Source organism: Gluconobacter sp. (genome assembly GCF_047722525.1).
Lineage (GTDB): Bacteria > Pseudomonadota > Alphaproteobacteria > Acetobacterales > Acetobacteraceae > Gluconobacter.
The window spans coordinates 1-11,523 of the sequence record NZ_JBDNYY010000041.1; the positions used below are offsets into that span (position 1 = coordinate 1).

The window sequence follows — 11,523 nt, forward strand, 5'->3', positions numbered from 1 at the left end:
ATGTCTATCGTGGGCGCATGGTGGATATGCGCATCAGCAACGACAAGCTTCAGGCGCGGGCGGAACGGATGGTCATGGAACTGGCCGGTGGAACGGCCGAAGAGGCGCATGAAGCCCTGAAACTGGCGCAGGGGAATACCAAGCGTGCGGTTCTGGTGCGACGTGGGGTGGCTCTGGCAGACATCGAGCCGCTTCTGGAGCGGTGTCAGGGCAATCTGCATCTGGCGCTTGCCGGGCTTTGAGCGCGGCTGGAAGTGTAGATATGCCCGGGATGGTCTGGGCGCTTGGCCTGATGAGCGGTACGTCCCTGGATGGAGTGGATGCGGCCCTGATCGAGACAGATGGCGCGCGCATCGGTCGGATGGGGCCGTCCCTGACACTGACCTACAGCCCGGAGTTGCGCGCCCGGGCCCGCGATCTTCTGGATCGTGCGGCCGGTCTTGCAACTGATGACGCCGAGGTTCTGGCGGTCACGCGGGATCTGACGCTGCGGCATGTGGAGGCGGTGCGTCTGTTGCGCGAGGAGGCACCGGATCTGGAGCCTGCGGTCATCGGATTCCATGGTCAGACCATTCTGCATCAGCCCGAACTCGGCCGGAGCTGGCAGATCGGGGACGCCCGGTTGCTTCAGGATCTTTGCGGCGTGCCGGTTGTCCATGATTTCCGGACACGGGATCTGGAGAACGGGGGGGAAGGCGCGCCGCTTGTGCCGGTGTTTCATGCCGCTCTGCTTCAGCAGGAACAGCGTCCTGTCGCGATCCTCAACATTGGTGGGGTGGCCAATGTGACGGTTCTGGGGGCACTGGATGCGGAGGGAAACCGGGGCGTCTGGGCCTGTGATACCGGTCCGGGCAATGCCCTGCTGGATGACTGGGCGCTCCAGCATACCGGCGAACCCTGTGATTTCGGGGGCGTGCTGGCAGCGTCGGGAAGGGTCCGTCAGGACGTTCTTGAGAAACTGCTGTCGATTCCGTATTTTTCGCGCCCCATGCCCAAGTCTCTGGACCGCCTGAGCTTTCATCCTGAGGCTATGGCGTGTGTGCGGGATCTGTCTGCTGAAGATGGTGCGGCAACGCTAGCAGCCTTTACGGTCGAAGCCGTGGCGCGGACGGTTTTTCCGGTGAGACCGGAGACCTGGTTCGTCGCGGGAGGCGGCCGTCACAACCCGATGCTGATGGACGGGTTGAGCCGTCGTCTGGGGACTGTGGCATCCGTGGATGTGCTGGGGTGGGACGGCGATGCCCTTGAAGCGCAGTGTTTCGGGCTTCTGGCTGTCCGTTATCTGCGGGGGCTGCCGTCATCATGGCCGGGAACGACCGGGGTGAGGCAGCCCTGCATCGCGGGGAGAACCGTCTGACGGTCTCCCCGCAGGTCTGAACGGACTCAGACGGAAGCGAGTTCGGGCCAGCCGGTTTCCGGGCGGTCCAGATGCTTCAGCAGGTCATGGTCCGGCGTGTTGACGAGGTCCTTGACCACCGTCTTGAAGAGCTTCTTGGTCGTCGGCTTGTCGAGGTGTTCGCGGATTTCATGCGACGCCTGCGCTGGAGCGACAAGCAGGATGCCTTCGACATCGCTGTTCTGTGCGGCCTTGTTGATGTGGCCGGCCAGATCGCGGGTGAAGTGTTCCTTGAGCTGCTCGTGGGGGTTTTCGTGCGGTGCCTTGATGGAACCGACATCCTTCTCGGCACTGGAGCCCTTGTGGAGGTCAAAGCTGGCAATCGTGCGAAGCTGCGGGCCTTCAAGGCGCAGGAAACGGGCTTTTTCGCCGTCGGCAACAACGTAAATGACGGGGTCCTGTGTAGCCATGTCTGAAAATCCTTCTTTCGAAATCGGACGATGCGTCTGTAACAATCCTGAGATGGGATGGTTGCGACCAGCCGGCAAGGTCACGCAGAGTCGTATTCTCCCAACGTTCTGAAAACAGGGGGATATTTCATTTTCGGGAATGTTTTTTGAAGGATTCCGAATTTTTTTGTTGAAACGTGATGAGGATGTGCCCAATCTCTGAATCGAGCCCACCAGAAAATCTTTTCCAAAGGCTCAAAGGAGGCAAGTATGGCTCTGACGAATACTCTTCTGCCGTATGTTGGTCCGATGACAGTCGCTGTTGCGGTGTTTGCCTATACTATGTTGCAAGGGACCCGGAAGCCGGATGTTTCCTATGCGAAAGTAAGGCATCGACGATAGCGTCCCGCAAGGGGCGCGTATCTCCAGACGCTTTCCCTCTTTCCTAAGTGCCTGCCCGGTTCCACAGTAGAGGGCACTATGGCATTTCTTCACAAAACTCCCCGTATCGCTCCTCCGCCAGAAGGCCGGACCGGTATTCTCCTTATCAATCTCGGAACGCCTGACGACACGGGCTATTTCTCGGTAAGGCGATATCTGAGCGAATTTCTCTCTGACCGGCGTGTCATCGAGAGCCCCCCCCTGATCTGGCAGCCCATCCTTCAGGGTATCATCCTGACAAAACGCCCCTTTGCCAGTGGCGCGAATTATGCGCGGATCTGGCATAAGGAAGAAAATGCCTCGCCGCTGCGGGTTTATACGCGCAGGCAGGCCGAAGGGCTGGCCGAGCGGTTGCGGGCCGAGGGGGTGCCTGTCGAATGGGGGATGCGCTACGGCCGCCCTTCCGTTGCGAAGGCCGTCGAGAGCCTGATGGATCAGGGCTGTGACCGGATCGTCAGCATTGCGCTTTATCCGCAGTATTCCGCGACAACGACCGCAACGGCCAATGATCAGCTTTTCCGGGCTCTTATGCGCCTGCGTCGTCAGCCCGCCGTTCTGACCGTCCCGTCATTTCCGGATCATCCTGCATTCATTCGCGCTCTTGAGACGTCCGTGCAGGACACGCTTGCGGGTCTGAGCTTCAGGCCGCAGCAGATTGTGGCGTCCTTTCATGGGCTTCCCAAGGTCTGCATTGAAAAGGGTGACACATACCGGGATGAATGCGAGCGCACGATTGCGGCGCTGCGTGCGGCACTGGGGCTGAGTGAGGAGCAGATGCCCCTGACATTCCAGTCCCGTTTCGGGCCGCTCGAATGGGTCCAGCCCTATACGGCGCCCTACGTCAAAGCCCTTCCGGCTCAGGGGATCACGAAGATTGCCGTTATCATGCCTGGTTTCATGGTGGACTGCCTTGAGACGCTGGATGAGATCGGTAACGAGCTTCGGGAAGAGTTCATGGAAGCGGGAGGGGAAGAATTTGCCCTTGTGCCGTGTCTGAACGACTCGAAGGGCGCGATTGATCTTCTGGAAGAACTTTCCCGTTCTGCAATGGCCGGTTTCCAGCGTAACTGAGCGCAGGAACCTTCAGCTTTCCTGAGGAACCCACCCGTCACCGGGTGGGTTTTTTTGTGCCCGTGAACTTTCGGCGTGAGGGACCGGAGAAGGGGGACAGCATTTTCCGGCTTGCATTGCGCGCAGCTTTTTCCTATAACTATGGCATTGAGCCATAAAACGTCATCAGGAAATGGCTCAGAAAATAATTTGAGATAAAGTTCTTACAAAAAGATCTCTCCGAAAGGAGAGGTCTTTTTTTATTGCCTGTTTCAGAAGAAAGGCACGACGCCCTGTGGAGAAATTACAGCTCCAGACAGGGCCTGTTCATGTTTCTTCTGCGATGTTTCCGGGAACTGGGACCAGTCTGTTGTTCCGGTTTCTGGAAACCGTCTGACTCTTTCCAATTTTCATTTACGGGAAAAATCATGAACGCTGTTTCCAGCACGCAGAGCGCAACCCGGACGAGTTCGCGCTGGACGATCGCTGACGCGATGAAGATCCATACCGATGACCCGACCACGACCATGCCGGTCATCGACTATGCGTTCCCGGTCATCGATTCCGATGTGTGGCAGTGGGACACCTGGCTGCTGCGCGACATTCACGGCAAGACCGTGACCTTCAAGGGCTGGTACGTCATGTTCGCCCTCGTGGCCGACCGCTCCGCAACGGGCGATACGGTTGAGGGCTGGCACAGCCGCAACAACTATTCCTATATCGGCTATTACTACAGCCGCACCGGCAATGGCGCGGACTGGAAGTTCGGCGGCCGTGTCATCAAGGAAGGCGCCAATTCCCGGAGCTGGGAATGGTCCGGTTGTGCGGTCATGCGCGAGAACAGCGGCAGCACGGTCGATCTGTTCTACACGTCCGTCAATGAATCACCGTCCGAGTCCGTTCCGTCCTACACGACGGGCCGTATCCTCGCAGACGCCAATGGTGTGTGGTTCGAGGGCTTCGATGTCTGCACGGACATGTTCCAGGCCGATGGCGTGAACTATGCCAACATTGTCGAGGATCAGTACTGGGATTTCCGTGATCCGCACATCTTCCGCAATCCGGATGACAACCAGATCTACGCCCTGTTCGAAGGCAATGTGCCGGGCATGCGCGGGAACTTCACCATCGGTTCCGACGAGATGGGCCTCGTGCCGCCTGCCACGACCGTTCCGGCTGGTGCGCAGTATGGTGCGGCCGCGATCGGTATTGCGCGCCTGAAATCCGACTCCACGAAGGGCGATTTCTCACAGTGGGAAATGCTGCCGGCGCTTGTCACCGCGCTCGGGGTGAATGACCAGACTGAGCGTCCGCATGTCGTGTTCCAGGACGGTCTGACCTATCTGTTCACGATCTCCCATCACTCCACCTTCACCGGCAACAGCACGGGCCCGGATGGTGTGTATGGTTTCGTGTCGCGCAACGGCATTTTCGGCCCGTATGCCCCGCTGAACGGGTCCGGCCTCGTGCTCGGCAATCCGTCCTCGGCGCCGTACGAGACCTACTCGCATTTCGTCGATCCCGCCGGTTACGTGCAGTCCTTCATCGACACCCTGCCGCAGCCGGGTTCGGCTGATCCGCAGGATCCGGCGACCTATCGCATCGGCGGTACGCTTGCGCCGACGGTGAAGATCGTTCTCGATGGTGAGCGGACCTATCTGACGGAAGTCCACGCTTACGGGCAGGTCTATGCCCAGGGCGTCTGGCCGACCTCTTCGGCCTGGGACAAGCGTTCCTGAAGCCATTTTGCCCTCTCCCGAAAGGGGGAGGGCATTTTTCTGCGTTTCAGGCACAGGAATGCGCTGGCCTGAGGCCAAGAAACTGTTTTAGCGATTTCTGGAGAAATTATCGGCTGGTCGGAGTGAGAGGATTCGAACCTCCGGCCCCTGCGTCCCGAACACAGTGCTCTACCAGGCTGAGCTACACTCCGGCCGACGGCGCTTCTCCTACAGGGGTTAACGCTTTCCTGCAAGGGGGCCAGGGCGAAAAATCAGAGAATGAGTGTGGTTCGGCCAAGATGCCGCCATGACCAGAGGACGGCACGGGCCTGCCCCTGAAGGTTCCAGACCGGCAGAAGCCCCACGCCCCCGTCGGCTACACTGACGCGGGAGTCGGCGGAATTGTCGCGGTTATCACCCATGACGAACAGATGACCAGCGGGGACTGTGAAAGGCGCAATGTTATCCAGTTCGCCGTCCTGCGACAGTTTGAGGATATCGTGCCGCACATTGCCGGGCAGGGTTTCCTCATAGCGCTCTGCGGGCAGCCAGACGCCTCTGCGGCTTTCCTCACGCGCGGGGCCCCTGTCTTTCCAGGGCAGTTCCGTGCCGTTCAGGATGACGTGTCCATGCACCAGCGCGATCCGGTCCCCCGGGAGGCCGATGACGCGCTTGATCCAGGTCTGATGCAGATTGGCGGGGGCGCGGAACACGACGACGTCTCCGCGACGGGGCAGATGCCCGAAGAGGCGTCCTCCCGTTTCTGGCGATGCTCCGAGAGCATCCCCGAAAGGCAGGTTGGCAGTGCTGAGACCGTAGGAGGGGACAACGACGCCAATCTGGTCCCCGATCATCAGCGTCGGCTCCATCGAGGCCGAAGGCACGATGTAGGCGGCGGCAAGAGCACTGTGAATGGTCAGGAAGCCCAGAATGACGGGCAGGAAGGACAGGATGTCGCGGGTGAACTTACGCAGGGTCATGATGAGGGTCTCCGTGCCCTGAAGAGTGCCTTATGGGGGGCGGAGTGCCAGTTAAACCTGTTTCAGGTCCTGTCATGAAAAAAGGGGCGTCCCGTCATGGGGCGCCCCTTTTTTGTCGTTTCGGCGAAAGAGCGTCTTACAGCGCCTTTTCGAGTTCCGGCAGAACTTCGAACAGATCGCCTACAATCCCGTAATCAGCGACCTTGAAGATCGGCGCTTCCGGATCGGCATTGATGGCCACGATGACGCGGCTGTCCTTCATGCCGGCCAGATGCTGGATCGCACCGGACAGGCCGACGGCGATGTAGAGTTCCGGTGCCACGATCTTGCCGGTCTGGCCGACCTGCATCTCGTTGGGGGCAAAACCGGAATCCACGGCCGCACGCGACGCGCCGATGGCGGCGTTCAGCTTGTCGGCGATGGGTTCAAGCAGCTTGAAGTTCGCTGCGTCCTTCATGCCCTTGCCACCGGAAATCACCACGCGGGCGGATTCCAGCTCCGGACGGTCGGAGGCGGAAAGCTCGACCTTCACGAAGACCGACTTTTCGCTGGCCGGAGCCTCGACCGTCTCAACCGTGGCGGAGCCGCCCTCGGCAGCAACCGGATCGAAATTGGAGCCGCGGATCGTCAGCACCTTGATGCTGTCGGAAGAGCGCACCGTCGCCAGGGCATTGCCGGCATAGATCGGGCGCACGAACGTGTCGGCGTCCTTGATCTCGACCACATCGGGGATCGGCTGCACGTCCAGCAGGCCCGCCAGACGCGGCAGGATGTTCTTGCCGGTGGCGGAGGCTGCGGCCACGATGTGGCTGTAGTCCTTCGCACGGGCAGCCAGCAGGTCGGCAGCGGGTTCGGCCAGATCGTTGACCAGAGCCGGAACGCTGAGGACGCGCGTTACACCCGGCAGGGCAGCGGCGGCCTGTGCGCCGTCTCCGAACACGATGGCATCGACGGCACCGAAGCGGGAGGCTGCGGCAACGGCCGAACGGGAAGCCTGACGGACCGCGCCGTTTTCGACTTCAACCAGAACAAGAGCGGTCATCAGATCACCTTCGCTTCTGTCTTGAGCTTCTCGACCAGTTCGGCCGCGCTGTTCACCTTCACGCCTTCCTTGCGCTCGGACGGCTCGGCCACGGAGACCACCGTCAGGCGCGACGCCGTATCGACGCCGAGGCTGTCGATTTCGATCGTCTCAAGCGGCTTCTTGCGGGCCTTCATGATGTTCGGCAGGGACGCATAGCGCGGCTCGTTGAGGCGCAGATCCGCCGTGATCACGGCCGGGAGCGTGAGGGACACGACTTCCGTGCCGCCGTCGATCTCTCGAGCGACTTCGACGCGGCCATCGGCAACCGTCACTGCGCTGGCGAACGTGCCCTGCGGCCAGCCGAGCTTTGCGGCCAGGATCTGACCCGTGGCGTTCATGTCGTCGTCAATTGCCTGCTTGCCCATGCAGATCAGACCGGCTTCGTCGCGCGTGGCGATGGCCTTGAGCACGTTGGCCACGGCGCGCGGCTCAAGCGTGTCGTCCGTCCGCACGAGAATGGCGCGGTCCGCACCCATGGCCATGGCCGTGCGCAGAACGTCCTGCGCGGCCTGTGCGCCGATGGTCACGGCCACGACTTCCTTTGCGGCGCCCTTTTCACGCAGGCGCACCGCTTCTTCGACCGCGATTTCGTCGAACGGATTCATGGACATTTTCACGCCCTGCGTTTCGACACCGCTGCCATCGGCCGCTACACGTACCTTGACGTTGTAATCGACCACCCGTTTGACTGGGACCAGAACTTTCATCGTCATCTTTCGCTGCTGTCGCCGCCACAAAAACGGGCGCCACCGTAGCGGGACTGACCGGAAAAGTCACATTCCGCTCTGGCTGTGCCCTTTTGTGGGAAGAAAATTACATCCCGACCGGATAGTTCGGACCGCCGCCGCCTTCGGGCGTGCACCAGTCGATGTTCTGCGTCGGATCCTTAATGTCGCAGGTCTTGCAGTGCACGCAGTTCTGGGCGTTGATCCGGAGCTTCCAGGCATTTTCAGCCGTCTGTTCCTGCTCATAGACGCCAGCCGGGCAGTAGCGGCTTTCCGGCGAATCGAACACGTCATGATTAACGGTGCGCCAGATGGCCTCATTGCGCAGCTTCAGATGAACCGGCTGATTTTCCTCATGGTTCGTCCCGCTCAGAAAGACCGAGCTGACGCGATCGAAGGTGATCTTCCCGTCTGGCTTGGGATACTCGATCTTCGTGCACAGCGAGGCCGGGCGCAGCGTCTCGTTATCGGCATGTGGATGATGCAGCGTCCAGGGCGCACGGCCGCGCAGGATCATGCTGTCGATCCCGGCATAGATCGCGCCGAGCTTCATGCCCCATTTGGCGAAAGCCGGACGGATGTTGCGGACGTCGCGCAGTTCGGACCACAGCCAGGACTGGCGAACGCGCGCCGTCATGCTGGCGGCTTCCTTCTTGTCCTTTTCCAGAGCCTCGGCCACAGCTTCGGCCGCGATCATGCCGGACTTCATGGCCGTATGCGTGCCCTTGATCTTGGGCACGTTCAGGAAGCCCGCCGAATCCCCAGCCAGCACACCGCCCGGGAAGGTCAGGCGCGGAATGGACTGGAACCCACCTTCGGACAGCGCGCGCGCACCGTAGATCAGACGCTTGCCGCCCTCGAAATGCTCCCGGAACGCCGGGTGCAGCTTGGTGCGCTGCATTTCCTCGAACGGGGAGAGATAGGTGTTGGCGTAGTCGAGGCCGGTTACGAAACCGAAGCTGACCAGATTTTCCCCGAAATGATAGAGCCAGGCGCCGCCATAGGTATGGTCGTCGAGCGGCCAGCCGAAACTATGCTGCACGAGCCCAGGGCGATGCTTTTCCGCCGGGATTTCCCAGACTTCCTTGACGCCGAGGCCATAGGTCTGCGGATCGACGCCCTTGCGCAGGCCGAAACGCTTCATGGCATGGCCAGTCAGGGAGCCGCGGGCCCCTTCGGTCAGGATGGTCTGCTTCGCGCGCAGGATCATGCCGGGCGTGAAGTTCGGCCCGTGCTCGCCATTGCGCTCGATGCCCATATCGCCCGTAATCACACCGGCGACACGGTTGTCCTCAATGAAGAGTTCCGCGCCCGAGAAGCCCGGATAGATTTCCACGCCAAGGGCTTCGGCCTGTTCGCCAAGCCAGCGGCAGACTTCGCCGAGCGAGACGACATAGTTTCCGTGATTGGCCATCTGCGGCATCACGCGGTCCAGATAGGGCACCTCGAACGAGCGCGTCTCGGTGAGGAACAGCATCCGCTCTTCCGTCACCTGCGTGCGCAGCGGGGCGCCCAGATCGCGCCAGTTCGGCAGAAGCTCGTCGAGCGTGCGTGGCTCGATGACGGCACCCGAGACGATATGGGCGCCGATCTCGCTGCCTTTTTCGATCAGGCAGATGCCTGCATCCGGCATCAGCTGTTTCAGGCGGATCGCGGCGGACAGACCGGCGGGACCACCACCGACCACCACGACATCGAATTCCATTTCTTCGCGTTCGATCTGGGTCATGATGTCAGGAAACTCGCTGAATAACAGGGTTGGAGATTTCAGGGACGGCGCGTGAAAGTCCAGTAGAACGGCACGCGCCCTTCGCGGAAAGCCTTGGCTTCATAACGCGTGGGCGACCAGCCTTCGGGACGTTCCTTGGCCGGGGGAGGCGCATCGAACAGGTCCTGCTGGCCCATCACTTCCATGACCCACTCCTGATAGACGGGATGGTCACTGGCGACGCGCCAGATGGCTCCGGGTTTCAGGACGCGGTGCATCTGTTTGATGTTTTCCGGATGCACGAAGCGGCGCTTGGCGTGCCGGGCCTTGGGCCACGGGTCCGGAAACATCAGATACGCCCGGTCCAGACATGCGTCAGGCATGTCCTTGAGCAGCAGGCGGGCGTCTTCGGCCCAGATGCGGAAATGGGGCGGCGGCGTAGCCGTGTCTTCCTCACCTTCGGGCACGAGCCGCGAAAGCAGGGAGCACAGACCGTTCTCGAAAACCTCGGAGGCGATATAGCCGACATCCGGGTTCAGTTCGGCCTGACCGACGGCATGTTCGCCGCCGCCAAAACCGATTTCGAGAAAGACGCGCGAGACCGCATCGGAGAATCCCGCAGCGGGATTTTCCGGTGAGGTAAAGGAAAACCGGGGCAGCGCCTTCTCAAGAAGGTGCTGCTGCCGTGCCCGGAGCGGATGGCCGCGCTGGCGGCCATAAAGCCGCTCCGGCTGGGGTTTGAGAGACTCGACCAGGGGTTTTCTGCCAGATTACCGGTTCAGCGCGCCACGCAGCGTGGTGGCCAGATCGGTCTGTTCCCAGGTGAAGTTGTCCAGAACCGGATCCGGCGCACGACCGAAATGGCCGTAAGCGGAGGTCGGAACGTAGATCGGACGGTTCAGGCGCAGATGCTTGCGGATGCCGCGCGGAGAGAGGTCCACAACTTCGTTGAGGATCGCACCCAGACGGGCTTCGTCCACGTCCTTGCCCGTACCGTCGAGGTCAACATAGACCGAGAGCGGCTTGGACACGCCGATGGCGTAGCTGAGCTGGATCGTGCAGCGGTCGGCAAGGCCGGCGGCCACGACGTTCTTGGCGAGGTAACGCGCGGCATAGGCTGCCGAACGGTCCACCTTCGTGGGGTCCTTGCCGGAGAATGCGCCACCACCATGCGGGGCTGCGCCACCATAGGTGTCAACGATGATCTTGCGACCTGTCAGGCCAGCATCGCCGTCCGGTCCACCGATGACGAAGTTGCCGGTCGGGTTCACGTAGAACTCGTCTTCCGGGCAGGTCCAGCCTTCCGGCAGAATGCCGTTGACCACGTCGCGCAGGGTCTCGCGGATCGTGTTCTGGCTCATGCCCTCGACATGCTGCGTGGAAATCACGACGGACGTGACGCCAACGGGCTTGCCATCGACATAACGCAGCGTGACCTGGCTCTTGGCATCCGGCAGAAGGCCGACGCCGCGGGCGTCACCGTTCTTGCGGTAATCGCGGATGCGCTCGAGGATCGTCTGCGCGTAATACAGCGGCGCAGGCATCAGGTGTTCGGTTTCGCGCGTGGCGTAGCCGAACATGATGCCCTGGTCACCAGCGCCCTCGTCCTTGTCGCTGCCGCTGTCAACGCCCTGGGCGATGTCGGCGGACTGTGCGTGCAGGTAGGAGGTGATGTCGGCTTTCTTCCAGGAGAAACCTTCCTGGTCGTAGCCGATGTCCTTGATGGCTTCACGGGCACGGTCGATCAGCGTGTCTTCGACCTCTTTGGGGCCGCGGACTTCACCGGCCAGGATGACGCGGTTGGTGGTGACCAGCGTCTCACAGGCAACACGCGCTTCCGGATCGGCCTGCAGATAGGCATCCAGAACGGTATCGGAAATGCGGTCCGCCACCTTGTCGGGATGGCCCTCGGAAACGGACTCGGACGTGAAAAGGAAATCGCCGTGATTGCGCACTCAGGGACCTCGCAGGGAATGAGTGGTGAGAAGGGCCACAGGGTGTCTTGGCAGACAGGCTGTGGCATTCAGGGAGG

General features: G+C 61.2%; 10 protein-coding genes, 1 tRNA gene and 1 pseudogene. 4 read left to right on the forward strand and 8 right to left on the reverse strand.

The window, feature by feature from the left end:
• A pseudogene (locus tag ABF859_RS14820) lies at positions 1 to 242 on the forward strand (N-acetylmuramic acid 6-phosphate etherase); the annotation flags it as partial.
• Between the two features lie 20 nt (positions 243 to 262).
• Positions 263 to 1,357 carry an anhydro-N-acetylmuramic acid kinase gene (locus tag ABF859_RS14825; protein WP_415528415.1) on the forward strand — a complete coding sequence of 365 codons (1,095 nt, stop codon included), beginning with the start codon at positions 263 to 265 and terminating at the stop codon, positions 1,355 to 1,357.
• A gap of 26 nt (positions 1,358 to 1,383) precedes the next feature.
• Here the strand turns inward: ABF859_RS14825 and ABF859_RS14830 are convergent, their stop codons facing one another.
• The gene (locus ABF859_RS14830) at positions 1,384 to 1,806 is read right to left on the reverse strand and encodes a host attachment protein (protein ID WP_415528416.1); all 423 of its coding nucleotides are present in this window, start codon (positions 1,804 to 1,806) and stop codon (positions 1,384 to 1,386) included.
• Between the two features lie 459 nt (positions 1,807 to 2,265).
• Here ABF859_RS14830 and hemH point away from each other — a divergent pair, with 459 nt between their 5' ends.
• Both hemH and ABF859_RS14840 read left to right on the forward strand, forming a co-directional pair.
• Complete coding sequence (hemH, locus tag ABF859_RS14835) at positions 2,266 to 3,297, forward strand: ferrochelatase (protein WP_415528417.1); 1,032 nt, start codon at positions 2,266 to 2,268, stop codon at positions 3,295 to 3,297.
• Between the two features lie 407 nt (positions 3,298 to 3,704).
• On the forward strand, positions 3,705 to 5,015 hold the full coding sequence (locus ABF859_RS14840; RefSeq protein WP_415528418.1) for a glycoside hydrolase family 68 protein: 1,311 nt from the start codon (positions 3,705 to 3,707) through the stop codon (positions 5,013 to 5,015).
• Positions 5,016 to 5,129: 114 nt separating this feature from the next.
• On the opposite strand, the gene ABF859_RS14845 is transcribed toward ABF859_RS14840, so the two are convergent.
• The 7 genes from ABF859_RS14845 to metK form a co-directional block, all read right to left on the reverse strand.
• Positions 5,130 to 5,206 (reverse strand) — tRNA-Pro (locus ABF859_RS14845).
• 60 nt (positions 5,207 to 5,266) lie between these two features.
• Positions 5,267 to 5,974: a signal peptidase I gene (gene lepB / locus ABF859_RS14850; RefSeq protein ID WP_415528419.1), complete on the reverse strand. Its 708-nt coding sequence runs from the start codon at positions 5,972 to 5,974 to the stop codon at positions 5,267 to 5,269.
• Positions 5,975 to 6,110: 136 nt separating this feature from the next.
• A complete protein-coding gene (locus tag ABF859_RS14855; protein WP_415528420.1) occupies positions 6,111 to 7,016 on the reverse strand; it encodes an FAD-binding protein in 906 nt (301 codons plus the stop codon).
• Positions 7,016 to 7,765: an electron transfer flavoprotein subunit beta/FixA family protein gene (locus ABF859_RS14860; RefSeq protein ID WP_415528423.1), complete on the reverse strand. Its 750-nt coding sequence runs from the start codon at positions 7,763 to 7,765 to the stop codon at positions 7,016 to 7,018. Before ABF859_RS14860 ends, ABF859_RS14855 begins: the two co-directional genes overlap by 1 nt.
• Positions 7,766 to 7,871: 106 nt before the next feature.
• A complete protein-coding gene (locus ABF859_RS14865; RefSeq protein WP_415528421.1) occupies positions 7,872 to 9,512 on the reverse strand; it encodes an electron transfer flavoprotein-ubiquinone oxidoreductase in 1,641 nt (546 codons plus the stop codon).
• 38 nt (positions 9,513 to 9,550) lie between these two features.
• Complete coding sequence (trmB, locus tag ABF859_RS14870; RefSeq protein ID WP_415528424.1) at positions 9,551 to 10,246, reverse strand: tRNA (guanine(46)-N(7))-methyltransferase TrmB; 696 nt, start codon at positions 10,244 to 10,246, stop codon at positions 9,551 to 9,553.
• Between the two features lie 15 nt (positions 10,247 to 10,261).
• Positions 10,262 to 11,446, reverse strand: a complete 1,185-nt coding sequence (gene metK, locus ABF859_RS14875; protein ID WP_415528422.1) for a methionine adenosyltransferase — start codon at positions 11,444 to 11,446, stop codon at positions 10,262 to 10,264.
• Positions 11,447 to 11,523: the final 77 nt, after the last annotated feature.